This is a genomic window from Caproiciproducens galactitolivorans (assembly GCF_026672255.1).
Classification (GTDB): domain Bacteria; phylum Bacillota; class Clostridia; order Oscillospirales; family Acutalibacteraceae; genus Caproiciproducens; species Caproiciproducens galactitolivorans_A.
In genome coordinates, this window is record NZ_JAPOHA010000007.1 from 42,321 (window position 1) to 67,870 (window position 25,550).

A 25,550-nucleotide genomic window follows, 5' to 3' on the forward strand; every position below is an offset into this window, starting at 1 on the left:
GGCCCGTTGAATTGAGGAGGAACAACGATGTGTTTTCCAAGGTTATTCAGCATAAAAGGGTTGGGCAAAAAGTGTACGGCACTTTTTTTATTCCTGTGTATGCTCTTCTTATCCGCCTGTAATTCCGCTCCCAATCATCCGAAGGAGCAATCCGAATCGGCCTCTTCCGGCATTTCGGCGGTGGGTCGTTCGAGTAATCCAATCTATTTTCAGTCTTCGGAAGATGAGAATGTAGAGGCCGATTTAAAGATCATTTTATCGTCCCCTAAGGAAAGTTCAAATCCGAATGATTATATTAACGCGCACAGGAAGGAATATGAGAATATCATCAAGGTGGGCGACTCCGCGCTGTACTATATGCTTAATGAATTTAAGACTGGAAGAGCAGAAGGCCTGCGCGGCGAAGTGATGAAAGCAATCTGTATAGAAATGCTGGGTACCAAAAACAATGTTCCCGAGGGCAGTTATCACACGGCACAGGAGTGGTACGCAAAACTGGAGCCGCTGAATCCGCTTCCGCTGCCGAAAGCCGTCTACTGGGAAACGGACGACCCGGATCTTGATTTCGTGTATGCTTCTTCCATTGAATGGTTTGCTTCTCAAAATGAGAAGGATACTGTTACCATCTTCGCTCCTGTTCTTTACGGCAGTGACAGAAAAGGAGAGACAACAAAGCTGTTTGCAACGGTATTCATGCAGGACTTTCAGGTGCTTGGCGACACGATTTTTGAAACGGGCGGAGCGGTTCTTCCGGTCGCAATCACTGCTACAGAAAGCGGCGGCACAATGAAATGCACGGATATTACACAGGCGAAGGATGGCAGCTATTTTGCTCCTTCTATCCGTGAATTTTGCGGAACGCATAAAGATATTGCCGAAAAAATGATTTCACGTTATTCAAAAGAAAAATATCAAGAGCTTTTGAAGAAGAATTTGCAGACATATTTGAAGGACGTCAATATCAGTCCGAAATATTACAGCAATACCGTCGAGAAGATGACTTTTGCGGATTATCTCCGTAAATAAAATAAGGGCCGGATACCACTTATCGGTATCCGGCCCTGTCAATTCTAAATTCTTTGTCAGCCTTCGCATCTTTCTTTGCCGCTGAATACAATTCCGCGGGAGGCGTCAAGCGTAACGGTTGTGCCGCTCTTTAAAATCTGGGTAGCATGTTCGGAAGCGACGATCACCGGCTTATCCAAAGCCAGGCCGACGATTGCGGCGTGGGAGTTCATGCCGCCGTTTTCCGCAATGATTCCCGAAGCTTTCTTAATGATCTGGAGGATTTTATTGCTTGTCTGCGGGATGACAAGGATATCGCCGTCCTTAAAGGTTTTTAAGGCTGCGTCTTCATCTTTGCAGACACAGAGGTTTCCGCAGACGGCGCCCTTGGTTACACCCGTTCCGGAAACGAGCACGTCGCCCACCAACTGTACCTTCAGCAGATTGGTGGTTCCCGAAATGCCCAGCGGAACGCCGGCGGTAATGACAACCAGATCGCCGTTTTTCACAAGTCCCCGGCTGCGCGCAACGTTTACCACATGGTCGAACAGCTCGTCGGTATTATCTTTTTCATCCACCATAATCGGAACAACGCCCCAGGAAAGGTTCATCTGGCGCCGAACGGTTTCGTCGGTTGTCCCGCTGATGATCGGGCATTCCGGGCGGTATTTGGAAATCATTCGGGCGGTTCTTCCCGATTTGGATACCGTAATGATTGCTACGGCTCCCAAATCCTGCGCGGTGGTGCAGGTTGCGTGGGAAATAGCGGAGGTAACGTTCGGCTGTTCGGTAAAATCACGCTTCTGAAAACGGGATTTGTAATCGATATCCCGCTCCGTGCGCTCCGCAATCGTAGCCATCATTTTCAGCGCGGCGATCGGATAGGAGCCCGCGGCGGTTTCTCCGGAAAGCATAATGGCGCTTGTTCCATCATAAATAGCATTTGCAACATCGGAAGTTTCCGCACGGGTAGGACGCGGGTTTTTTATCATGGAATCCAGCATCTGCGTTGCGGTAATGACCTGTTTTCCGGCGTTATAACCCTTTTTAATCAATTTCTTTTGAATAACCGGTACTTCCTCCAGCGGAATCTCAACGCCGAGGTCACCGCGGGCCACCATGATCCCGTCGGATACGCGGATAATTTCGTCGATATTTTCCACGCCGTCGGAATTCTCTATTTTTGCAATGACGCGGATTTTATGGCAGTTATGTTTTTCCAGTTCCGTGCGCAAGTCGAGGATATCCTGCGCGCTGCGCGTAAAGGAAGCGGCGATAAAGTCAAAATCTTCTTTTACGGCGAAGGCGATATCTTCCTTGTCTTTTTCGCTGATAAACGGCAGGGATAATTTGATTCCCGGTACATTGATACCCTTGTGGGCGGAAATATCGCCGCCGTTGATTACGGCGCAGTGAATATCGGTATCGGTGCAGGATTCCACTTTCAGCTCGATCAGCCCGTCGTCAATCAGGATTTTCGCACCGGCGGAAACCTCCTGCGGAAGCCGTTCAAAGGTAACGGAGGCAATGGTTTCGTCGCCTACGATGTCCCTGTTTGTAAGCGTGAATTTATCGCCGGCTTTCAAGGTGATTTTCGGCTTGTTAAAATCTTTGACCCGAATTTCCGGGCCTTTCGTATCAAGTAAAATTGCGACAGGAAGCCCGAGTTCACTGCGCAGCTTTTTAACGGCATCTGCCCGCACTTTTTGCTCGGCGGCAGTCTGATGTGAAAAATTCAAGCGCGCAACGTCCATTCCGGCAAGCATCAGCTGTCGGAGAACATCGCCGCTGTCTGTTGCAGGACCAAGCGTACATATAATTTTTGTTTTTCTCAAAGGGCACACCCCAATCTATTGAAATCTGAAATTTAACCCAGTTTATATGATATTACACTTGGTTATATAAATCAAATGAATTGAGAGATATTGTATAAAAAACTGAAAAGAAGAAACCAGTTGAATTTATTTAATGAAAGATATACAATGAATTAAGAATTATAAGTCGAACGGGGATGAATAGGCCGCCGTTTGCTGTAAATATAGAATAATCAGGAGGAAAACCAGACGTGCGTAAACGCGGAGAAAAAATCGTTAAGGGCCGTGCCGGCTGGCATAAAGCAAATGAAGTCCGAAGAATTCGGGTTATGATGACGATTATTGCCGTAACGCTGTGCGTTTCGGTTGCGGCGGGGGCGGTTCTGTTTTGGGTCGAGGTGAAACAGCCGTTCAGCAAGCCCGCTGCCGCCAGTGCCGCGGCAAGTTCGAAAAGTGCGTCTTCCAACGGGGCATTGCCTGTTTACGATAATTCCTACAATTTATTGATTGTAAATTCGTCCAACGGCCTGAAATCCGATTTCAGCGTCCAGCTTGCAGGGTATAACGGTGTGGAAGTGGACGCCCGGATTCTTCCCGCCCTGCGGAAGATGGTCGAGGACGCCAAAGAGGACGGCTATGCTTTAAAGCTTACAAAGGGCTATGTTGACGCGAAAGAACAGGACAGCCTGTATAATGCCGCAGTGCAGAATCTTATCAAAAAACAGGGCTATTCGCAGGTGCGGGCACAAAATGAGGTGCAGAGCACCGTAGGGCGCGGCGGATTTAATGAAAACCAGACGGGTATGGCGGTTGAATTTACTTCGGAGAGCCTGCCCGCAAACGGCGATTTTACGGCGACGAAGGAATACAAATGGCTGTTGAAAAACAGCGTGCAGTATGGATTTATCCTTCGCTATCCGGACAACAAGGCCGCCATGACCGGCATGTTCTTTAATCCCCGTCATTTTCGTTACGTGGGCAGTGCAAACGCGGTGAAGATGCGGGAATATTCGATGTGTCTGGAAGAATATGCGACATACATGATTAAGCAGTCTCCCAGATAATTGATGAATTATTCCTGAATTCGGAGATTTTACTTGCAATTTACCGATTGCTATGGTAAAATTCTAATGTTAAGTTGCAGTATTACTGAAAGAGGTGACAGGAATGAAGGAAAATATACATCCAAAGTATAAAGAGACAACAATCACTTGTGCCTGCGGAAATGTTATTAACACAAAATCCACGAAGGAGAATATCCGCGTTGAAATATGCTCCAAGTGCCACCCGTTCTTTACAGGTAAGCAAAAGCTTGTTGATACAAGTGGACGTGTTGATATGTTTAAGAAACGTTACGGTATGGACAAGTAATTGATCTTTTGCTCTCGTTGGATTTTAGGCGGTGCAGTTTTCTGCGCCGCTTATTTTTATTGCAGAGGGTGGGGCCATGATAGAATATCAAACCGTTGCGGGCGAAGCCTGCGCGGAATTTACGGAGCGGCGTTCCCGCTTTATCGGTTACGCCAAACCCGTACAAAGTGAAGAGGAAGCCGTTTCTTTTCTTCGCTCCGTAAAATCGAAGCATTGGGACGCAGCGCACAATGTATACGCCTATTCCGTGCGGACCGGTCAGATCCGAAGATATTCGGACGACGGGGAACCGCAGGGCACGGCGGGCATCCCGGTGCTCGATGTGATTCAGAAATCCGGAGTAACGGATACGGCGGTTGTTGTTACCCGTTATTTCGGAGGAATACTGCTTGGCGCGGGCGGTTTGGTCCGCGCGTATTCGCACGGCGCATCCATTGCGCTGGAGCAGGCAAAAATCGTTACCATGCGCACCTGCCTGACTGCGGAAGTGAACTGTGATTACAGCCGGTACGGTCGGCTAAGCGCGCTGATTCCGGAGTGCGGCGGTACAATTGACGATACGGATTTTACTGATGAAGTGAAAATTTATTTCCATATGAGCGATAATATTCTGCCCGCTTTTGAACAAAAGCTTGCCGACGCAACCTGCGGACAAAGTAAAATCATCATCACCGGAGAAAAGTTTTTTGAAATTTCATGAAAAATGCAGGGAATTTGTATTATTCCGCGTATATCTAATTGAAACATGGAAACAGGTGGTGATATTTATGACAGTTCGTGAGCGGACGCAAAAGATAGAGGAACAGATTTTGTCGCCCCATGCGGCTCTTTCGAAGAATACACAGGGCAGGGATGTTCCGGAGGAAGAATGCGCGTTAAGAACTCCTTATCAGCGTGACAGGGACAGAATCCTTCATTGCAAATCCTTTCGGCGCTTAAAACATAAAACGCAGGTTTTCCTTTCGCCGGAGGGCGACCATTACCGTACGCGTTTGACGCATACGCTTGAGGTTTCCCAGATCGCGCGCACCATTTCAAGGGCGCTTCTGCTGAATGAAGATTTAACCGAAGCGATTTCCCTCGGGCACGATTTGGGGCATACTCCTTTTGGACATGCCGGCGAGCGCGCGCTGAACGATTTAATGGACGGCGGTTTCCGCCATTATGAACAAAGCGTGCGGATCGTTGAAAAACTGGAAAAATACGGAGCCGGGCTGAACCTGACAAAGGAGGTGCGCGACGGGATTCTCTGCCACACAAAGGGTACCGAGGCAATGACGCTGGAAGGAAGGGTCGTTCGTCTGGCCGACCGAATCGCCTACATCAATCATGATATTGACGATGCGGAGCGGGCCGGAGTGCTGCTGGAAAATGATATCCCAAGGGAAATCACGTCCGTATTGGGCGGGCGCAGGTCGGAAAGGATTGATACACTGGTTCATTCCGTTGCGGAAAACAGCCGCGACGGCAAAATACAAATGGACCCGGAAATACAAAAAGCCTTTGACGGGCTCTATGATTTTATGTTTGAATATGTATACTTAAATCCCTACGCGAAAGCGGAGGAGAAAAAGGTTCCCAACCTGATCGGCGCGCTGTTTGATTATCTGCGGCAGCCCGAAAATCTTCCCGATGATATGATTCGGATCGCCGAAAGGGACGGACTGGAACGGGCCGCCTGTGATTATATTGCAGGCATGACCGATCATTTTGCACTTCAGTTGTTCCAGGACATTTATGTGCCGAAATCGTGGAACATTTAATATTTATAAAAATGGGGTGACGACATGCCATTGCCGGAAGCTTTTATGCAGGAACTAAAAGCGCGCAATGAAATTGCGGAGGCAGTCGCTTCCTATGTAAATCTGAGGCACAGCGGAAGAACACTCGTCGGACTTTGTCCTTTTCATAATGAAAAGACGCCTTCTTTTTACGTTTATCCTGATAACGGTTCCTTTTACTGTTTCGGCTGCGGCGCGGGCGGCGACGTTATTACGTTTATCCGCCGCATTGAAAATTTGGATTACATGGAGTCGATTCGTTTCCTTGCGCAGCGCGCCGGAATTCCGGTACCGGAAAATAACGCGGATGACGGGATGAGCAGGCTGAAAGCGCGAATTCTGGAAATTAACCGCGAAACCGCCCGGTTTTATTACGCAGCCCTGAATTCAAAAGAGGGTGCGGAAGGAATGGACTATCTGCGGCGGCGCGCTTTAACGCCGCACACAATCCGGCATTTTGGGCTTGGATGGGCTCCCGCTTCCCGCTATTCGCTTACCGGGTTTCTTGAAAAAAAGGGTTTTACACAAAATGAAATGGTGCTGGCGAATGTTGCCTTTAAAGGGAGAAGCGGAAAAACCATCGACCGCTTTGCTTCCCGGGTAATGTTTCCGATCATTGATTTACGGGGAAATGTGATCGCCTTCGGCGGCCGTATTTTAACGGACGAAAAACCGAAATACCTGAATACATCGGATACGCCGGTGTTTAATAAGGGGAATTTTTTATTCGCTCTGAATTTTGCAAAAAATCACGCAAACGGGCAGTTGATCCTGTGCGAAGGTTATATGGATGTCATTTCGATGCATCAGGCGGGGTTCGAAAATGCCATTGCAACGCTTGGAACCGCTTTGACGCCCTCGCAGGCAAGACTGATGGCGCGTTATGCCACGGAAGTGGTTATTTCTTATGACGCGGATGAAGCCGGGCAGAAGGCAACCAACCGCGCGATTCCCATCCTGCGGGACGCGGGCCTTCTTGTGAAGGTTCTTACCATTGCGGGCGGCAAGGACCCGGACGAATACCTTCGCGCAAACGGTGAAAACGGGCGCGTGAAATTCAAACAGCTGATAGAGACCAGCGGCAACGATGTGGAGTACCGGCTGCAAAAAATAAAGCAAAGCAGCAATCCGCAGAGCGCGCAGGGGCGTGTTGCCTATCTGACGGGAGCCTCCGCGGTTCTCGCGACTTTGGAAAGCAAGGTCGAGCAGGAAATCTATGCGGGAAAGCTGGCGGAGGAAACCGGGGTTGAGCGGTCCGCGATCATGCAGCTGGTGGAAAAGGACAGCGAAAAGCTCAAAAAGAACCGCAAACAAAAGGAGTTCCGGGCTTTTCAGCAGGAGTCCGCGGGTATCCATGACAGCATCAATCCCGAAAAAGCACAGAACTTACGGGCTGCAAGCGCGGAAGAGGCATTAATCGCGTATATTGTTCAATACCCGGAGAACGCTAAGAATATTATGGAAAGATTACCTGCCGAAAAATTCATTACAGCGTTTAACCGTCGTGTATATCGGACAATAATGGAAAGAGTGGAACAGGAAAAGGCAATTAGCCTTACAGATATATCGGAAGGCTTTTCTGTCGAGGAAATCGCCTCCGTTTCGAAGATTCTCGCCAAATTTCACGACGTTTCCGTCACAAAAGCGGATGCACAGGAATATATTGGCGTGATTGAACAAGAATATGAAAAAATAAGGATAGAAAAAGCAAAAACAGCACAACCGCAGGACATACAGGAATATCTGCAGAAGCTGAGGTCACAGAAAAAATAGGGGGATTCAATATGGGAGCACCGGACAAGAAAACAGCAATCAGGGAATTGATCGAGCAGGGGAAAAGCAAGGGCCAGCTTTCCACCAAGGAAATATTGGACACAATCGGCGAACTGGACTTTGAACCGGAACAGATTGAAAAATTTTACGATACCCTTGAAGCGCAGGGCGTAGAGATTATCGAGGATTTTGCAGATACGTCTCTTGACGACATTGACTTTAATTCCCAGATTGATGACAATGAAGATCTCGAATCTGCACTCAGCACAGAGGGAATCGCGATTGACGACCCGGTTAAGGTTTATTTAAAGGAAATCGGACGCGTTCCGCTTCTTTCGCCGGAAGAGGAAATCGATCTGGCAATCCGGATTTCCGACGGGGACGAATCCGCGAAAAAACGTTTATCCGAGGCGAACCTCCGTCTGGTGGTCAGCATCGCCAAGCGTTATCTCGGCCGCGGCATGCAGTTTCTTGATTTGATTCAGGAAGGAAACCTCGGTTTGATTAAGGCGGTCGAAAAATTTGATTACTCCAAAGGCTTCAAATTTTCCACCTATGCCACGTGGTGGATTCGCCAGGCCATCACCCGCGCCATCGCGGACCAGGCAAGGACAATCCGTATTCCGGTGCATATGGTTGAAACCATTAATAAGGTGAAAAAGGTTTCGAGCCAGCTTTTACACACCAACGGCCATGAGCCGACTGCGGACGAGATTTCCGCCGAGTTGGACATGCCTGTCGATAAAGTACGGGAAATTATGCGTGTGGCGCAGGAACCGGTTTCCCTCGAAACACCGATCGGCGAGGAAGAAGACAGCCACCTTGGCGACTTTATTCCGGACGACGACGCTCCGGCACCGGCGGACGCCGCTTCCCATACGCTTTTAAAGGAACAGCTTGCGGATGTACTCGATACGCTTACCCCGCGTGAGGAGAAAGTTCTTCGTCTCCGCTTTGGTCTTGAGGACGGCCGTTCCCGCACATTGGAAGAGGTTGGCAAAGAATTCAATGTTACCCGTGAGCGAATCCGCCAGATCGAAGCGAAAGCTTTGCGCAAGCTTCGTCATCCGAGCCGCAGCAAAAAGCTTAAAGATTTCTTGGATTAGGGGATGACGTAAATGGTCATGACACTTGAAGCCGACTACGCGGTGCGGATTGTGGAACTGCTGGCGGCTTCCAGCCAAAAAATAGACGCAAAGACAATTTCCGATCAGGCCCATGTACCGCTTCGGTTTGCGCTGAAAATCCTGCGCAAGATGGTGGCGGATAATCTGATCGTTTCCTACAAGGGGGCGCACGGCGGTTACATGCTGGCCCGCGAGCCCGGGAAAATCACCCTTCGCGAGGTGATTGAATCCGTTGAGGGGCCTTACATGATCAGCCGCTGCCAGCAGGATGAATATGCGTGTACGCATACAACGAGCTGTCGTTTTCATCAGATTTATGACGAAATTTCCAATGTTGTAAGGACAAAGCTCGAATCCTATACATTTGATTCCCTTAGCGGCGAAGCTGAAAAAGAGAAATGAACATAAAAAAAGCCGACGAACCCGTCGGCTTTTTAAATTTATAGAAATTTATAGAAATTTTAGCAAATATAGCTTGACAAACACAATATATTGTAATAAAATAATATACTGCATCATCATGGAAACATATACTCATATCTATCTTGGACTATAATATCACAAACGATGGAAAAACGCAAGGGTATATCATAAAAGCTTCAAAAAGCAGTGATGTATGCAATTTTTTTTGTGCTTAATTTATGCCGCGGATGGTAAATATATGAATGGAGTGATTGAGCCAATGGTGAATGTCAAACCGGTGCAAGTAGGCAAAAATGTTCGCATGAGCTTCGCACGTATTGATGAAGTTTTGGACATGCCAAATCTAATCGAGGTACAGAAGAATTCCTATAAATGGTTTCTTGATGAAGGCCTCAAAGAGGTTTTTAAGGATGTTTCCGGAATTACAGACTATACCGGCAATCTCGTGTTGGACTTTGTGAATTACAAACTGGACGACGATAAACCGAATTACAGCGTGGAAGAGTGTAAAGAGCGTGATGCCACTTATGCTGCGGCTCTGAGGGTCACCGCCCGCCTGCTCAATAAGGAAAGCGGCGAAATAAAAGAATCCGAAGTTTTTATGGGCGATTTTCCGCTTATGACGGACAGCGGCACATTTGTTATTAACGGCGCGGAACGCGTCATTGTTTCCCAGCTGGTTCGTTCACCGGGCGTTTATTATAAAATGGAATACGATAAAACCGGAAAGGAACTTTTCAGTTCAACCGTTATTCCGAACCGCGGAGCATGGCTCGAATACGAAAACGATGCAAACGATGTTTTTTATGTCCGTATCGATAAAAACAGGAAAATACCGGTAACGGTATTTATCCGCGCACTTGGCCTTGGAACCGATGAAGAGATTCGTGAATACTTCGGGGACGACGACCGCATTAATGCGACCATTGAAAAGGACCCCTGTAAAAATACGGAGGAAGCTCTTTTTGAAGTCTACCGGAAATTAAGGCCGAGCGAACCGCCGACCATTGAAAGCGCCCAGTCGCATATCAACGGTCTGTTTTTTGATGCCCGGCGCTATGACCTTTCCCGCGTCGGACGTTATAAATACAATAAGAAACTGAATTTGGCAGGCCGTATTACCGGCCAGAAACTTTCCCGCCCGATCGTCAATCCGCTTACAGGCGAGCTTATGGCCGAAGCGGATGAAATCATTACCCACGAAAAGGCGCAGGAAATAGACAACGCGGGTGTTTCCATTGCTTACGTCAATGTGAATGAACGCGAGGTTAAGGTTATCTCCAACGGAATGGTTGACATCAACGATTTTGTTGGATTTGATGCAAAAACAGAATGCAATATTAAGGAAAGAGTCCGCTTCAGCGTTCTTGCCGAAATTCTGAATTCAAGCTCCACGGACGAGGAGCGGAAGGAAGCAATTAAAACCAGAATCGACGAACTCATTCCGAAGCATATCATTATTGATGATATCTTTTCATCGATTAACTATATGAACTGCCTGGCGATGGGCCTCGGCAATATCGACGATATCGACCATTTGGGCAACCGCCGTATCCGTTCCGTCGGCGAACTGCTCCAGAACCAGTTCCGTATTGGTTTCTCCCGTTTGGAGCGTGTTATTCGGGAAAGAATGACCCTGCAGGCGCAGGATCTTGAGGTTTTGACTCCTCATTCCTTAATCAATATCCGCCCTGTCGTTGCGGCAATTAAAGAATTCTTCGGTTCTTCACCGCTGTCGCAGTTCATGGATCAGACGAATCCGCTTGCAGAGCTTACGCACAAGCGCCGTCTTTCCGCTCTGGGCCCCGGCGGTTTGTCCAGAGACCGCGCCGGATTCGAAGTCCGTGACGTTCACTACAGCCACTACGGCCGTATGTGCCCGATTGAAACGCCGGAAGGTCCGAATATCGGATTGATTTCCTATCTTGCTACCTTTGCAAGAATTAATGAATACGGCTTTATTGAAGCGCCGTTCCGCCGTGTCGATAGAAAGACCGGCCGCGTAACCTCCGAAGTTGTTTATATGACGGCGGATATTGAGGATGATTTCATTGTTGCACAGGCGAACGAACCCCTTGATGAGGAAGGCCGCTTTAAGAATTCCAAGGTTAACGCCCGTTACCGCGATGAATTCCTTGAAATTGAGCGCGAAAAAGCGGACTACATGGACGTATCGCCCCGAATGGTTGTTTCGGTTGCTACGGCAATGATTCCGTTCCTTGAAAACGATGACGCAAACCGTGCTCTGATGGGTTCCAACATGCAGCGGCAGGCGGTTCCGCTTCTTAAGACGGAGTCGCCGATTGTCGGTACCGGAATGGAATATAAGGCCGGTGTGGACTCGGGCGTATGCGTTATCGCAAAGCGTTCCGGCGTTGTCTCCGGCGTAAGTGCGGATGAAATCCGGATTACCTGCGACGACGGCAGCGTCGACGTTTACCATGTTATTAAATTTATGCGTTCCAATCAAGGAACATGTATTAATCAGGTTCCGATCGTAGACGTAAACCAAAGAGTGGAAGCCGGTTCCGTTATTGCGGACGGCCCGGCCACCAAGGACGGCGAAATCAGCCTTGGCAAGAACGCTTTGATCGGATTTATGACCTGGGAAGGCTACAACTACGAAGACGCCGTCCTGATCAGCGAAAAAATTGTACGCGACGATGTTTATACCTCCATTCATATTGAGGAATATGAGATTGAATCCAGAGATACAAAGCTCGGGCCGGAGGAAATCACACGCGATATTCCGAACGTCAATGAAGATTTGCTTCACGATCTGGATGAAAGCGGCATTATCCGCATCGGCGCGGAAGTGCGTGCCGGTGATATCCTTGTCGGTAAGGTAACGCCGAAGGGCGAAACGGAGCTGACCGCGGAGGAGCGCCTGCTGCGCGCCATCTTTGGTGAAAAAGCCAGAGAAGTAAGAGATACTTCCCTTCGTGTACCGCACGGCGAATACGGTATTGTCGTTGACGTAAAGGTATTTACCCGCGAGAACAGCCACGACGAGTTAAGCCCGGGCGTAAATAAGGTTGTTCGCTGCTATATTGCCCAGAAGCGTAAGATTTCCGTCGGCGATAAAATGGCCGGCCGCCACGGCAACAAGGGCGTTGTTTCCCGTATTCTTCCTGTGGAGGATATGCCGTATCTGCCGGACGGCACCCCGCTTGATATCGTTTTGAATCCGCTGGGCGTTCCTTCCCGTATGAACATCGGCCAGGTGCTGGAAGTTCATCTGGGCTATGCCGCAAAGGCGCTGGGCTGGAAGATTATGACTCCGGTATTCGACGGCGCCCATGAAGACGATATCGTTGAATGCTTTAAGAAAGCCGGTCTCAGCGAAGACGGCAAAACCATTCTGCGGGATGGCCGCACCGGAGAATTCTTCGACCATCCGGTTACCGTCGGTATTATGTATTACCTGAAACTGCATCATCTTGTTGACGATAAAATCCATGCCCGTTCAACCGGTCCGTACTCCCTGGTTACGCAGCAGCCTCTGGGCGGCAAAGCGCAGTTCGGCGGCCAGCGTTTCGGAGAAATGGAAGTTTGGGCGCTGGAAGCTTACGGTGCCGCCTATACTTTGCAGGAAATTCTTACGGTGAAGTCCGACGATGTCGTGGGCCGTGTCAAGACGTATGAGTCCATTGTAAAGGGCCAGAATATTCCGAAACCGGGTGTTCCGGAATCCTTTAAGGTCCTGATTAAGGAACTCCAGTCCCTTGGCCTTGACGTGAAGGTGCTCAATAAGAACAATGAGGAAATCGACCTGAAACAGAACTTTGACGACGAAGACGATATCGGCTTTAATCCTACGGAGGAAAACTTCGATGAACCCAATGTCGCGGATGACCTCGAGGGCTACTCCGTTGAAGAATCGGATGAGGAAGAAAGCCTGTTTGAGGACACGGAAGATGAATTTGCCGAAGAAGAAGACAGTGATAATGATGAATTTGAAAAGGATGAACCCTTTGACCTTAATTCTGACAGCAGCGATGAAATATAAATAGAATGGGGTTGCAATATGGAATTTAATGTATTTGAATCGATCAAGATCGGACTTGCTTCACCGGAAAAAATCAGAGAATGGTCTCATGGCGAGGTAAAAAAACCGGAAACAATAAATTATCGTACCCTGAAGCCGGAACGCGACGGACTTTTCTGCGAACGTATTTTTGGGCCTCAGAAGGACTGGGAATGCCATTGCGGAAAGTATAAGAGAATTCGCTATAAGGGCAAGATTTGTGAACGCTGCGGCGTTGAAGTTACCAGGGCGAAGGTTCGCCGCGAGCGTATGGGCCATATTGAGCTTGCCGCTCCGGTTTCCCACATCTGGTATTTTAAAGGCATCCCCTCCAGAATGGGTTTAATATTGGATATTTCCCCCCGTATGCTGGAAAAAGTACTGTATTTTGCGCTGTATATCGTAACCGATCCCGGCAATGTGCGTGAATTGCAGAAAAAACAGCTTCTTAATGAAAAAGAATACCGCGACATGCGCGAAAAATACGAGGACGATTTTGAAGCCGGCATGGGCGCGGAAGCAATTAAAAAGCTTCTGACGGAGATTGACCTCGATCAGGTTTCCGAGGAATTGAAGGGTGAACTTCTGAATGCTTCCGGCCAAAAACGCGTGCGCATTTTGAAGCGTCTGGAAGTGATTGAGGCGTTCCGTCTTTCCGGAAACCGTCCGGAATGGATGATCCTCGATGTTGTTCCGGTTATTCCGCCGGATATCCGCCCGATGGTACAGCTCGACGGCGGCCGCTTTGCGACTTCCGACTTAAACGACCTTTATCGCCGTGTCATCAACCGTAACAACCGTCTGAAAAGACTTTTGGAATTAGGCGCTCCGGATATCATTGTCCGGAATGAAAAGCGTATGCTCCAGGAAGCCGTCGACGCGTTAATCGACAACGGCCGCCGCGGCAGACCGGTAACCGGCCCGAACAACCGTCCTTTGAAATCCCTTTCCGATATGCTGAAAGGCAAGCAGGGGCGTTTCCGCCAGAACCTTTTGGGGAAACGTGTTGACTATTCCGGCCGTTCCGTTATCGTTGTCGGCCCTGAACTGAAAATGTACCAGTGCGGCCTTCCGAAGGAAATGGCGCTGGAACTGTTTAAACCGTTTGTTATGAAGCGTCTGGTCGAAACCGGCGCGGCAGGAAACATTAAAGCGGCAAGAAAAGCAGTTGAGCGCGCAAAGCCGGAGGTTTGGGACGCGCTTGAAATTGTAATTAAGAACCATCCTGTTCTGTTAAACCGTGCGCCTACACTGCACAGACTGGGTATTCAGGCATTTGAGCCCGTGCTGGTGGAAGGCCGCGCATTAAAGCTTCATCCGCTGGCCTGTACGGCTTACAACGCGGACTTTGACGGCGACCAGATGGCTGTTCACGTGCCGCTTTCCGCAGAAGCGCAGGCCGAGGCCCGCTTCCTGATGCTGGCCGCCGGCAACCTGCTGAAGCCTTCCGACGGACGCCCGGTTACCGTACCGACCCAGGACATGGTTTTGGGTTCTTACTACCTTACCCTGGATAAGGATGGTGAACCCGGCGAAGGAAAAATTTTCAGGAATTACGACGAAGCTATTATGGCGTATGACGCCAAAGTCGTTGGGCTTCACGCGAAAATCAAGGTTCGTAGAACGCTTGAAATTAACGGGGAGCAGGTTTCCCGCCTGGTTGATACTACCGTTGGCCGCATGATCTTCAACCGGCCGATTCCGCAGGATCTGGGTTACATCGACCGCTCGAATCCGGATAACCTGTTTAAATTTGAGATCGATTTCCTGGTTGGCAAAAAGCAGCTCGGCCAGATTATCGACAAATGCATTAAAACGCACGGAACGGCGCAGACGGCGGACGTTCTGGACAGCATCAAGTCACAGGGCTATAAATATTCCACTTTGAGCGCCATTACGGTTGCGGTTTGCGATGCAACCATTCCGCCGGAGAAAAAGGATATTATTGATGCTGCCGAAAAACAGATCGACGTTGTTTACGATCAGTTTAAGAACGGCTTGCTTTCCGACGGCGAGCGCTACAACGCGGTACTGAACACTTGGGCGAAAGCGACCGAGGACGTTTCCGTAGCGCTGCAGAAGAACCTTGACCGTTACAACCCGATCTTCATGATGGCGGATTCCGGCGCCCGTGGTTCTATGAGCCAGATTCGTCAGTTGGCCGGTATGCGCGGACTGATTGCCAATACGTCCGGTAAAACCATTGAAATTCCGATCAGGGCGAACTACCGTGAAGGCCTGAACATTTTGGAATACTTTATTTCTTCCCGCGGCGCCAGAAAGGGCCTTGCCGATACCGCTCTTCGTACCGCCGACTCCGGTTACCTTACCCGCCGTCTGGTTGATGTTTCACAGGATGTTATTATTCGTGAAGACGACTGCGGTACGGACGACGGACTGGAAGTTTATGATATCCGCGAGGGCAAGGAAGCAATCGAAGCATTGCACGAGCGTCTTCTCGGCAGATATCTTGTGGAAGACTTTGTCGATGAGAAAACGGGCGAGGTTCTTGTATCCAAGGATAAGCTCATGAATGACCATGATGCGGATATCATTGTCGATCACGGGGTAGAGCATATTAAAATCCGCTCCGTTTTGAATTGCTGCGCAAAGCACGGTGTCTGCAAAAAATGCTACGGCGCCAACCTTGCAAACGGCCAGACCGTCGCGGTCGGTGAAGCGGTCGGTATCATTGCGGCGCAGTCCATCGGCGAACCCGGCACACAGCTGACCATGAGAACCTTCCATACGGGCGGCGTTGCAAGCTCCGAGGATATTACACAGGGTCTGCCGCGTGTTGAGGAACTGTTTGAAGGCCGTAAACCGAAGCATCTTGCCATCATCAGCGAGATTGCCGGTACGGTATCCTTCGAGGAAATCAAGAAGAACCGTCATGTTGTTGTTACAAACAATGAAACAGGCGAATCGAAATCCTACCTTGTTCCTTTCGGCTCCCGTATTATTGTTGCGGAGGGCCAGCAGATCAAAGCCGGAACCAGAGTTACCGAAGGTTCCGTCAACCCGCATGATGTTCTTGCCATCAGCGGTACGCACGCCGTTCAGGACTACCTGATCGAGGAAGTGCAGCGCGTTTACCGTATGCAGGGTGTTGATATCAATGATAAGCATATCGAGGTTATTGTCCGCCAGATGATGAAAAAGGTTAAGATTGAAGATTCCGGCGATACAACCCTGCTGCCGAGCTCACTGGTTGAAAAGAGCGAAATGGAAGCGGAAAATCAGATTATCCGCGACCGTATCAAAGCAGGGGAAACCGATCTGCGCGAGGCGACCGCAACCCCGGTTCTGCTTGGTATTACCAAGGCTTCGCTGGCTACCGATTCCTTCCTGTCCGCCGCCTCCTTCCAGGAGACGACCCGCGTGCTGACGGACGCCGCCATTAAGGGTAAAGTTGACCCGCTGCTCGGACTGAAAGAGAACGTTATTATCGGTAAGCTGATCCCGGCAGGAACGGGTATGAAATGCTACAGCGATGTGGAAATCAAGCCTGCAAATGAAGACTTGACAAGCGACGCCGTATAGGATTATAATACTAACTTGTGATGGTTTGTTAATTGAATGCTTAATTCCTATTCGGAAGTTTTGCTTTCGGATAGGATTAAGTTGTTTAAAGATTAATTTGTTGTTACGCCGGATATACTATATATCCGCTTAACATATATAAATTTGATGTGAGGAGGTGTCTTATGCCAACATTTAATCAGTTAGTCCATACGGGCAGAGAAGTCGCCGTTTCCAAAGCAAAGGCTCCTGCGCTTTTAAAGGGCTGGAACTCCAAGAAGCGTGTATCCATTGATCAGGATTCTCCGCAAAAACGCGGTGTTTGCACAACTGTAAAGACTGCTACACCGAAAAAGCCGAACTCTGCTTTAAGAAAAATCGCCAGAGTCAGGCTCTCCAACGGAATCGAAGTCAGTGCTTACATTCCCGGAGTCGGCCACAATCTTCAGGAACACAGCGTTGTTATGATCCGCGGCGGCCGTGTTAAGGATCTGCCTGGTGTGCGTTACCACATTATCCGCGGTACCCTTGATGCGCAAGGCGTAGCACAGCGTATGCAGGCCCGTTCCAAGTATGGCGCGAAGCGTCCGAAGGCCGGCGCAGCAAAAAAATAAGGTAGTTTAAATTGACAGAAACCGAACGGCTGCAAGGCGGCGTTCTTTATATATAAAGACGTCTCTGAATTGGCCACGGGAGTTTGTCGCTTTCGAGTACCTATGATATCATTCATGTGAAGGAGGGAAGTAAAGTGCCAAGAAGAGGTAATATTGCAAAACGTGATGTTTTGCCGGATCCGCTTTATAACTCAAAGCTTGTAACACGTCTTGTGAATAATGTCATGATCGACGGTAAGAAGGGTGTAGCCCAAAAAATCGTATACGGTGCATTTGATATTATCAGCGAGAAAACAGGGAAAGATCCTTTGGAGGTTTTCGAGGCAGCAATGGAAAACATTATGCCGTCTCTCGAAGTGAAGGCCCGCCGTGTCGGCGGTGCAACCTACCAGGTTCCGATGGAGGTTCGCCCTGAAAGAAGACAAACATTAGGTTTACGTTGGATGACAAATTATTCAAGACTTAGATCTGAGAAGACCATGAGAGAAAGACTTGCCGGTGAAATTCTTGATGCTGTAAATGGTGCTGGCGGCGCCGCTAAGAAGCGTGACGACACGCATAAGATGGCGGAAGCCAATAAGGCATTTGCTCATTACAGATGGTAATCCGACCCTGTTTGTCATTTTGCCGAATGTAATGTACAAATCCTAACCTTTTTCAGACTTTAAGGAGGAAACTATGCCAAGGCAGGTATCGCTTGAATTAACTCGTAATATCGGTATCATGGCTCATATTGATGCCGGTAAAACAACTACCACTGAACGTATCCTGTATTATACAGGAATTAACCATAAGATTGGCGAAACACATGAAGGTACTGCAACTATGGACTGGATGGTGCAGGAGCAGGAAAGAGGTATTACCATTACTTCTGCCGCAACGACCTGCTTTTGGAAGGGCCATAGAATCAACATCATTGACACCCCAGGCCACGTTGACTTTACAGTAGAGGTTGAGCGTTCGCTTCGCGTACTTGACGGCTCGGTAACAGTTTTCTGCGCCAAAGGCGGTGTTGAGCCGCAGTCTGAAACTGTATGGCGTCAGGCTGAGGAATATCATGTTCCGCGCATGGCTTATGTGAATAAAATGGACATCATGGGCGCCGATTTCTATCGTGTTGTCGATATGATGAAAGATCGTCTGAAGTGCAACGCTGTGCCGATTCAGCTCCCGATCGGTTCCGAGGATACCTTTAAAGGAATCATCGATCTGGTCGAAATGAAGGCCGATGTGTACTATGACGACATGGGCAAGGACATGAAAACAGAGGATATCCCGGAGGATATGCTCGAACTTGCCAATAAATATCATACGGAATTAATTGAACATGTTGCTGAGCAGGACGACGCTCTGATGGAGAAGTACCTGAACGGCGAAACTCTTACGACCGAAGAAATTGTGAAGACAATCCGTAAGTCAACGATTGCAAACAACATGGTTCCCGTTTGCTGCGGAACTTCCTACAGAAACAAGGGCGTTCAGAAGCTTCTGGATGCAATTGTCGACTATATGCCTGCACCGACGGATGTCGCGGCAATTCGGGGCACAAACCCTGAAACCGGCGAAGAATTGGACTGCCATTCTTCCGACGATGAGCCTTTTGCGGCTCTGGCATTTAAGATTGCAACCGATCCTTTTGTTGGAAAACTCTGCTTCTTCCGCGTATATTCCGGAAAGATGGACGCGGGTTCAAGCGTTTATAACTCAACAAAGGACAAAACGGAGCGCATTGGCCGAATTCTTCAAATGCACGCCAACCATCGTCAGGATATTGAAACCGTTTACGCGGGCGATATCGCGGCTGCCGTAGGTCTGAAAAATACCACGACCGGCGACACCCTCTGCGATGACAGGCATCCGATTATTCTGGAATCCATGGACTTCCCGGATCCGGTTATCGAGGTTGCGATTGAACCGAAAACAAAGGCCGGCCAGGAAAAAATGGGTATTGCGCTTGCAAAGCTGGCGGAAGAAGACCCGACCTTCAAGGCTTACACGCAGGAAGAAACCGGCCAGACCATTATCGCCGGCATGGGCGAACTGCATCTGGAAATCATTGTCGACAGACTGATGCGTGAATTCCACGTGGAAGCGAATGTCGGCAAGCCGCAGGTATCCTATAAAGAGACCATTCGCGGTAATGCGGATGTCGATACGAAATATGCACGTCAGTCCGGCGGCCGCGGCCAGTACGGTCACGTTAAAATCCGTATTGAGCCGAATCCGGGCAAGGGCTATGAATTTGTCAACGCAGTTGTCGGCGGTGCGATTCCGAAGGAATACATTCCGGCGGTTGACATGGGTATTCAGGGCGCTATGCTTACCGGCGTACTTGCAGGATATCCTGTAGTTGACGTAAAGGTTACTCTTTACGATGGTTCTTACCATGAAGTCGACTCCTCTGAAATGGCGTTTAAGATCGCGGGTTCCATGGCCTTTAAAGAGGCAATGCGGAAAGCGGATCCGGTTATTTTGGAGCCGATTATGAAGGTCAATGTTACCGTTCCGGAGGAATACATGGGCGACGTTATCGGCGACCTGAATTCCCGCCGCGGTATGATCGAAGGAATGGACGCCGTTTCCGGCGCAGAGCAGATTCGTTCAAGCGTGCCGCTTTCCGAAATGTTTGGCTATGCGACCGATTTACGTTCCAAAACACAGGGCAGAGGCCAGTTCGTTATGGAACCGGCTACTTCGATGGAAGTACCGAAATCGATATCCGAAGGGATCATTTCCGCCAGAAACAAAAAGTCCGAATAACTTGCAAAATATGCTTGATTTTTCCCATTGTTATGATAAAATGATATGCATAGCTTTATGTTAAAAAATTATTATCAGTGTAAATAAAAAGGAGGAATTCCAATGGCAAAAGCAAAATTCGACAGATCCAAACCCCACGTAAACATTGGTACCATCGGCCACGTTGACCATGGCAAGACCACATTGACCGCTGCTATCACAAAAGTTTTGAACTTCAGCGGTGAAGCTGATTTCGTTGACTACGCAAATATTGATAAGGCTCCTGAAGAGAGAGAGCGCGGTATCACCATCAACACATCTCACGTTGAGTATCAGACTGCAACACGTCATTATGCTCACGTTGACTGCCCAGGCCATGCTGACTACGTTAAGAACATGATCACCGGTGCTGCTCAGATGGACGGCGCAATCCTTGTTGTTTCTGCTGCTGACGGCCCGATGCCTCAGACCAGAGAGCACATCCTGCTCGCTCGTCAGGTTGGCGTTCCATATATTGTTGTATTTATGAACAAAGTGGATCAGGTTGATGATCCGGAACTTCTTGATCTGGTTGAGATGGAAATTCGTGACCTCCTTAATGAATACGAATTCCCGGGCGACGATACACCGATTATCCGCGGTTCCGCTTTGGTTGCTCTTGAATCAAAGTCTACGGATGTCGATGCACCCGAGTACAAGTGCATTAAAGAACTGATGGATGCTGTCGATTCTTTCATTCCGACTCCGGAACGTAAAGCAGATCTGCCTTTCCTTATGCCTGTTGAAGACGTCTTCACCATTACCGGCCGCGGCACAGTTGCAACCGGTAGAGTTGAGCGTGGTACAGCCAAGGTTGGCGAAGAAATTGAAATTATCGGTCTTACCGAAGAGCGTAAAAAGTCTGTTATTACAGGCCTTGAAATGTTCAGAAAGACCCTTGATTTTGCTGAGGCTGGCGATAACGTCGGTGTTCTTCTCCGTGGTATTCAGAGAACGGAAATTGAGCGCGGCCAGGTTCTTGCAAAGCCGGGCACCATTCATCCTCATACCAAATTCCGCGGTCAGGTTTATGTTCTGACAAAGGAAGAAGGCGGACGTCATACTCCGTTCTTCAACAACTACCGTCCTCAGTTCTATTTCAGAACGACAGACGTTACCGGTGTTATTTCCCTTCCGGAAGGCACAGAAATGTGCATGCCTGGCGATAACGTTGAAATGGATGTTGAACTGATTACCCCAATCGCTATTGAAGAGGGCCTTCGTTTCGCTATCCGTGAAGGCGGCCATACCGTTGGCTCCGGCGTTGTTATTAAAATTAACTCCTAAGCGATTTGCTTGAATAAAAAGCCTTGTCCCTAAAAGGACAGGGCTTTTTTGCCGTTGGGGAAGAAACAGAGATTTATTCAGGTTCTATCTTTTATTTTTATTTCATGCTATACTGTACCTATCATTTTTTTAACAGGAGTTTTAACATGGAGCAGAACGGCAATCAGCCAAACCGATTGGTTAAAATAACAGTGGGGATTCTCATTGTCGCCGCATGTATGGCGGGACTGGTATTTTCTCTTCAGACTGCAAAACAGAATCAAACAAAAGCTACTTCTCTGCCGTCGTCGGAAGCGGCGTCTGTTTCATCGGACGACCCTCCTTCGCAGCCGGAAAAAAAGCCGGTTTCCATTACCATATTGGGCGCCGGGGACGATTTGATTCATGATGTGATCTACAAACAGGCAAATGCCCGCGCGGGGGGCAAGGGTTATAATTTTCAGCCGGTTTACGCCCGCATAGCCGGGGATATAAAGAATGCGGATATCGCTGTGATTAATCAGGAAACACCGATTGCGGGGAAGATAGCACCGCCGTCGGGCTATCCGCTGTTTAATTCGCCAACCCAGCTGGGGGATGAACTCGTCAATCTGGGATTTGATGTTATTAACCATGCGAACAATCATGTATTAGATCAGGGAGAAAAAGGACTGGCGGCGACCCTTGATTTTTGGGCAACCAAACCGTCCGTTAAAGTCGTTGGGGCTTATCGCAATGACGAAGATCTTGAGAATATCCGTATCGTTGAAGCGAAGGGTATTAAAACCGCGCATATCGGGATAACGGAAATGACGAACGGCCTTTATCTGCCTAAGAATTCGAAATATCGGCTTCTTTACGCAGATAATACCGCGCAGATTGAGCGGCTGATTAAAAAAGCGAAAACAATGGCGGATGTTGTGGTGATTTCCGTTCATTGGGGTACGGAAAATACGTATACCCTGACGGACAAGCAGAAAACGCTAGCGCAGAATATGGTTGACTGGGGCGCGGATATCATCTTTGGAAACCATCCCCATGTGATTCAGAAGCTGACTGTTTTAACGCGAAAAGACGGGACGAAATGCCCGGTTATTTTTGCTTTGGGAAACCTTGTTTCCGCTCAGCAGAAGGGCGATAATATGATCAGCGGCCTTCTGACGGTTACCATGACGAAAGACTTTAATACAAACAAAACGACATTTACCGGTATGAAGTTTAAGCCGATCGTCACACAATACGGTAAGAGATGCACCAATATTACCATTTACCCGCTCAGCCAGTATACGGACGCCCTTGCTTCCGTCCATGGTGTGCGGAAATACACGCCTGCTTTCAGCCTGAACTATATTCAGTCCATTATCAATAAAAATATTCCGAAAGAATATTTACAGGCTGATTGACAAAAAACGAACAGAATGCTATAATGATAATAATTTAATAGCTGTCTTCGGGGCGGGGTGGAATTCCCCACCGGCGGTAAAGCGGCGAAAGCCGACAAGCCCGCGAGCGAAAGCCGATTTGGTTCGATTCCAAAGCCGACGGTATAGTCCGGATGAAAGAAGAGCGCGCGTATTTGCGTAGGTAGTCCCGTAGCTTTGCTGCGGGGCTTTTTTTCGTTGGCAGCGCAAAAGGAGAGAAAATTATGAAAACAAGCAAGAAAAACAGTGTTATTTTCATGGCTCAATTGGGTATGCTTGCGGCGGTTTCCATTGTTTTAGTAGCTTTTGTCCGCATCCCGTTGATTCCCGCCGCACCTTTTCTGGAATACGACATGGCGGATGCGCCGATCCTGATCGCGGCGATGCTGTTCGGTACGCTTCCTTCCATCGTCGTTCTCTTTGTCGTATCGGTTATACAGGCTTTCTTATTCGGCGGAAATGGCTGGGTCGGTCTTTTAATGCATTTTGTCGCATCCGGTGTTTTGGTCGTTCTGGTCGGGCAGTTCTATCATCACAGCCATAAATTTTCCCATGCAGTCGTTGGCATGGTGCTCGGTACCCTCGCGATGACGGCCATCATGGTTCCGATGAACTATATTTTCACAGTGCACTTCTTTGGAACACCGAAAGCGGTTGTCGACGCCATCCTGCTCCCCGGAATTATTCCATTCAATTTGATTAAAGCAGGCTTAAACAGTGTGATCGCCGGGGTCGTTTTCAAAGCATTAACGCCGTTTATCAGTAAAAATAAAAATATGTTTACGGCGGCCTAATCCATTTCTTTTTATTTTTCACTTGTATATTTACATCGCATAGGATATATGCTATAATGATGTAGTAAAATTAAATATGCCCTTATCAAGAGTGACGGAGGGAACAGGCCCTATGATGTCCGGCAACCTACAGTGTGTAAGGTGCCAAATCCTGCGGTAAAGCCGAAAGATGAGGTAATAATATACGCCGTTCGGACTTTACGAACGGCGTTTTTATTTTTATTTCATACTTGCTATTCTAGGAGGAAAGATTATGTCAAGACACTTTTTTACTTCCGAGTCTGTTACGGAAGGGCATCCGGACAAAATGTGCGACCAGATCGCCGATGCCGTGCTGGATGAAATTATCGCACAGGACCCGCAGGCCCATGTCGCCTGTGAAGTTACCGCTACAACCGGTGTTATCCATGTGATGGGGGAAATCTCCACGGAATGCTATGTCGATATCCCCGCGATTGCCCGGCAGGTGGTGCGGGACATCGGTTATGATAACCCGGCCTACGGCTTTGACGGAAACACCTGCGGCGTGATCACTTCCATCGACGTTCAGTCACCCGATATTGCCATGGGCGTAAATCAGTCCTTTGAGGCAAAGCAGGGCGCAACCGACGAGAATGATTTAATCGGTGCGGGAGATCAGGGAATGATGTTCGGGTATGCCTGCAATGAAACGCCGGAGCTGATGCCGCTCGCCATATCGCTTGCGCACAAGCTTTCCAAGCGCCTGAGTGAAGTCCGCAAGGACAAAACACTCTCCTATTTAAGGCCGGACGGAAAAACGCAGGTAACGGTTGAATACGAAGGGGACGAGCCTGTTCGTGTGGACACCGTCGTCGTATCCACCCAGCATGACCCCGACGTTACACTGGAGCAAATCCGGAAAGATATTATTGCCAAGGTTATCAAACCGATTATTCCGGATAAGTGGATCGATGATAAAACAAAGTTCTATGTCAATCCGACCGGCCGCTTTGTAATCGGCGGACCGGTCGGCGACAGCGGACTGACCGGCAGAAAAATCATCGTTGACACTTACGGCGGTTACGGCAGGCACGGAGGCGGCTCTTTCTCCGGTAAGGATCCGACCAAGGTTGACCGTTCCGCGGCTTACGCGGCGCGCTACGCTGCGAAAAACGTGGTTGCGGCGGGTTTAGCCAAAAAATGTGAAATCCAGCTTGCCTATGCGATCGGTGTAGCCAGACCGGTTTCCGTTATGGTCGAGACATTCGGAACGTCAAAATACAGCAACGACGAGCTTGCCGCCGCCGTTTCCAAGGTGTTTGACCTTCGCCCGACTGCAATTATCCGCGACCTGAATCTTCGCCGTCCGATTTACCGCTCAGTCTCCAATTATGGGCATATGGGGCGTGAAGACCAGCATGTTTCCTGGGAAAAACGGGATAAAGCGGATGCCTTAAAAGCGGCTTTGGTAAAATAAATGGCACAAAATCACCTCGTCACATAAACTGTGATGAGGTGATTTTTATGCTCGAAATAATAGGAAAACTGTTTTTCGTGTTTCTGGCGATCCTCGGAGCAGTCGAAATTGTCCGGAGTTTTATTGCCTGGCTTCTCCGTCCAACGCATCATGCGGGAAAGCTTTATCTGGTGATTCCGATCGAAGGGCATGATGAGGAAGCGGAAATGCTTCTGGAAAGCGGCATTGAAAAACTGAAATGGATTCGCGGAGAAGAAAAGACGCTGGTTTGTCTGGACAAAGGAATGGACGAGGAAACCGGAAAGGTCTGCGGAATTATAGCGAACCGGAATCCCGGGGTAGTAATCTGTAAGCCGGAGGAATTGGCGAATATTCTTGCAGAATAATTTGCAAATA

General features: G+C 48.8%; 19 protein-coding genes and 2 riboswitches. Of the genes, 18 read left to right on the forward strand and 1 reads right to left on the reverse strand.

Annotation, left to right across the window (positions count from 1 at the left end):
- The first annotated feature begins 27 nt into the window (after positions 1 to 27).
- On the forward strand, positions 28 to 1,026 hold the full coding sequence (locus OUY18_RS07965) for a hypothetical protein (protein WP_268058237.1): 999 nt from the start codon (positions 28 to 30) through the stop codon (positions 1,024 to 1,026).
- 56 nt (positions 1,027 to 1,082) lie between these two features.
- On the opposite strand, the gene pyk is transcribed toward OUY18_RS07965, so the two are convergent.
- Complete coding sequence (gene pyk / locus OUY18_RS07970) at positions 1,083 to 2,840, reverse strand: pyruvate kinase (RefSeq protein WP_268058238.1); 1,758 nt, start codon at positions 2,838 to 2,840, stop codon at positions 1,083 to 1,085.
- 230 nt (positions 2,841 to 3,070) lie between these two features.
- On the opposite strand from pyk, the gene OUY18_RS07975 reads away from it, so the two are divergent.
- The 17 genes from OUY18_RS07975 to OUY18_RS08055 all read left to right on the forward strand — a co-directional run bounded on the left by OUY18_RS07975 (position 3,071) and on the right by OUY18_RS08055 (position 25,540).
- Positions 3,071 to 3,883, forward strand: coding sequence for a M15 family metallopeptidase (locus OUY18_RS07975; RefSeq protein ID WP_268058239.1), 813 nt, complete (start codon positions 3,071 to 3,073; stop codon positions 3,881 to 3,883).
- Positions 3,884 to 3,986: 103 nt separating this feature from the next.
- Complete coding sequence (rpmE, locus tag OUY18_RS07980) at positions 3,987 to 4,190, forward strand: 50S ribosomal protein L31 (RefSeq protein ID WP_268058240.1); 204 nt, start codon at positions 3,987 to 3,989, stop codon at positions 4,188 to 4,190.
- Positions 4,191 to 4,266: 76 nt separating this feature from the next.
- Positions 4,267 to 4,890: a YigZ family protein gene (locus OUY18_RS07985; protein ID WP_268058241.1), complete on the forward strand. Its 624-nt coding sequence runs from the start codon at positions 4,267 to 4,269 to the stop codon at positions 4,888 to 4,890.
- Positions 4,891 to 4,957: 67 nt separating this feature from the next.
- Positions 4,958 to 5,953, forward strand: coding sequence for a deoxyguanosinetriphosphate triphosphohydrolase (locus tag OUY18_RS07990; protein WP_268058242.1), 996 nt, complete (start codon positions 4,958 to 4,960; stop codon positions 5,951 to 5,953).
- Positions 5,954 to 5,998: 45 nt separating this feature from the next.
- Complete coding sequence (dnaG, locus tag OUY18_RS07995; protein WP_268058243.1) at positions 5,999 to 7,744, forward strand: DNA primase; 1,746 nt, start codon at positions 5,999 to 6,001, stop codon at positions 7,742 to 7,744.
- Between the two features lie 11 nt (positions 7,745 to 7,755).
- Complete coding sequence (rpoD, locus tag OUY18_RS08000) at positions 7,756 to 8,850, forward strand: RNA polymerase sigma factor RpoD (protein ID WP_268058244.1); 1,095 nt, start codon at positions 7,756 to 7,758, stop codon at positions 8,848 to 8,850.
- Positions 8,851 to 8,862: 12 nt separating this feature from the next.
- The gene (locus OUY18_RS08005) at positions 8,863 to 9,273 is read left to right on the forward strand and encodes an RrF2 family transcriptional regulator (RefSeq protein ID WP_268058245.1); all 411 of its coding nucleotides are present in this window, start codon (positions 8,863 to 8,865) and stop codon (positions 9,271 to 9,273) included.
- A 280-nt stretch (positions 9,274 to 9,553) separates the two neighbouring features.
- Positions 9,554 to 13,303 (forward strand): DNA-directed RNA polymerase subunit beta, encoded by a 3,750-nt coding sequence (gene rpoB, locus OUY18_RS08010; RefSeq protein WP_268058385.1) that lies wholly within the window; start codon positions 9,554 to 9,556, stop codon positions 13,301 to 13,303.
- 18 nt (positions 13,304 to 13,321) lie between these two features.
- The gene (rpoC, locus tag OUY18_RS08015) at positions 13,322 to 16,864 is read left to right on the forward strand and encodes a DNA-directed RNA polymerase subunit beta' (protein ID WP_268058246.1); all 3,543 of its coding nucleotides are present in this window, start codon (positions 13,322 to 13,324) and stop codon (positions 16,862 to 16,864) included.
- A gap of 164 nt (positions 16,865 to 17,028) precedes the next feature.
- The gene (gene rpsL / locus OUY18_RS08020; protein ID WP_268058247.1) at positions 17,029 to 17,457 is read left to right on the forward strand and encodes a 30S ribosomal protein S12; all 429 of its coding nucleotides are present in this window, start codon (positions 17,029 to 17,031) and stop codon (positions 17,455 to 17,457) included.
- Positions 17,458 to 17,591: 134 nt separating this feature from the next.
- A complete protein-coding gene (gene rpsG / locus OUY18_RS08025; RefSeq protein ID WP_268058248.1) occupies positions 17,592 to 18,062 on the forward strand; it encodes a 30S ribosomal protein S7 in 471 nt (156 codons plus the stop codon).
- A gap of 73 nt (positions 18,063 to 18,135) precedes the next feature.
- Entirely contained in the window at positions 18,136 to 20,217 is a 2,082-nt protein-coding gene (gene fusA / locus OUY18_RS08030) for an elongation factor G (RefSeq protein WP_268058249.1), read from the forward strand.
- A gap of 102 nt (positions 20,218 to 20,319) precedes the next feature.
- On the forward strand, positions 20,320 to 21,522 hold the full coding sequence (tuf, locus tag OUY18_RS08035) for an elongation factor Tu (RefSeq protein ID WP_268058250.1): 1,203 nt from the start codon (positions 20,320 to 20,322) through the stop codon (positions 21,520 to 21,522).
- A gap of 146 nt (positions 21,523 to 21,668) precedes the next feature.
- Positions 21,669 to 22,904, forward strand: coding sequence for a CapA family protein (locus OUY18_RS08040; protein ID WP_268058251.1), 1,236 nt, complete (start codon positions 21,669 to 21,671; stop codon positions 22,902 to 22,904).
- Between the two features lie 39 nt (positions 22,905 to 22,943).
- A riboswitch (FMN riboswitch) is annotated at positions 22,944 to 23,072 on the forward strand.
- Between the two features lie 74 nt (positions 23,073 to 23,146).
- Complete coding sequence (locus OUY18_RS08045; RefSeq protein WP_268058252.1) at positions 23,147 to 23,716, forward strand: ECF transporter S component; 570 nt, start codon at positions 23,147 to 23,149, stop codon at positions 23,714 to 23,716.
- A gap of 79 nt (positions 23,717 to 23,795) precedes the next feature.
- Positions 23,796 to 23,892: riboswitch (SAM riboswitch) on the forward strand.
- Positions 23,893 to 23,969: 77 nt separating this feature from the next.
- Positions 23,970 to 25,154 carry a methionine adenosyltransferase gene (gene metK, locus OUY18_RS08050; protein ID WP_268058253.1) on the forward strand — a complete coding sequence of 395 codons (1,185 nt, stop codon included), beginning with the start codon at positions 23,970 to 23,972 and terminating at the stop codon, positions 25,152 to 25,154.
- A 47-nt stretch (positions 25,155 to 25,201) separates the two neighbouring features.
- Positions 25,202 to 25,540 (forward strand): hypothetical protein, encoded by a 339-nt coding sequence (locus OUY18_RS08055; protein ID WP_268058254.1) that lies wholly within the window; start codon positions 25,202 to 25,204, stop codon positions 25,538 to 25,540.
- Positions 25,541 to 25,550: the final 10 nt, after the last annotated feature.

Coding starts and splice junctions, on each gene's coding strand:
- OUY18_RS08055 (WP_268058254.1), top strand. CDS start 25,202: ATGCTCGAAATAATAGGAAAACTGTTTTTCGTGTTTCTGGCGATCCTC.
- tuf (WP_268058250.1), top strand. CDS start 20,320: ATGGCAAAAGCAAAATTCGACAGATCCAAACCCCACGTAAACATTGGT.
- OUY18_RS07990 (WP_268058242.1), top strand. CDS start 4,958: ATGACAGTTCGTGAGCGGACGCAAAAGATAGAGGAACAGATTTTGTCG.
- dnaG (WP_268058243.1), top strand. CDS start 5,999: ATGCAGGAACTAAAAGCGCGCAATGAAATTGCGGAGGCAGTCGCTTCC.
- metK (WP_268058253.1), top strand. CDS start 23,970: ATGTCAAGACACTTTTTTACTTCCGAGTCTGTTACGGAAGGGCATCCG.
- fusA (WP_268058249.1), top strand. CDS start 18,136: ATGCCAAGGCAGGTATCGCTTGAATTAACTCGTAATATCGGTATCATG.
- OUY18_RS07985 (WP_268058241.1), top strand. CDS start 4,267: ATGATAGAATATCAAACCGTTGCGGGCGAAGCCTGCGCGGAATTTACG.
- rpsL (WP_268058247.1), top strand. CDS start 17,029: ATGCCAACATTTAATCAGTTAGTCCATACGGGCAGAGAAGTCGCCGTT.
- rpoB (WP_268058385.1), top strand. CDS start 9,554: ATGGTGAATGTCAAACCGGTGCAAGTAGGCAAAAATGTTCGCATGAGC.
- OUY18_RS08005 (WP_268058245.1), top strand. CDS start 8,863: ATGGTCATGACACTTGAAGCCGACTACGCGGTGCGGATTGTGGAACTG.
- OUY18_RS08040 (WP_268058251.1), top strand. CDS start 21,669: ATGGAGCAGAACGGCAATCAGCCAAACCGATTGGTTAAAATAACAGTG.
- rpoD (WP_268058244.1), top strand. CDS start 7,756: ATGGGAGCACCGGACAAGAAAACAGCAATCAGGGAATTGATCGAGCAG.
- rpmE (WP_268058240.1), top strand. CDS start 3,987: ATGAAGGAAAATATACATCCAAAGTATAAAGAGACAACAATCACTTGT.
- rpoC (WP_268058246.1), top strand. CDS start 13,322: ATGGAATTTAATGTATTTGAATCGATCAAGATCGGACTTGCTTCACCG.
- OUY18_RS08045 (WP_268058252.1), top strand. CDS start 23,147: ATGAAAACAAGCAAGAAAAACAGTGTTATTTTCATGGCTCAATTGGGT.
- OUY18_RS07965 (WP_268058237.1), top strand. CDS start 28: ATGTGTTTTCCAAGGTTATTCAGCATAAAAGGGTTGGGCAAAAAGTGT.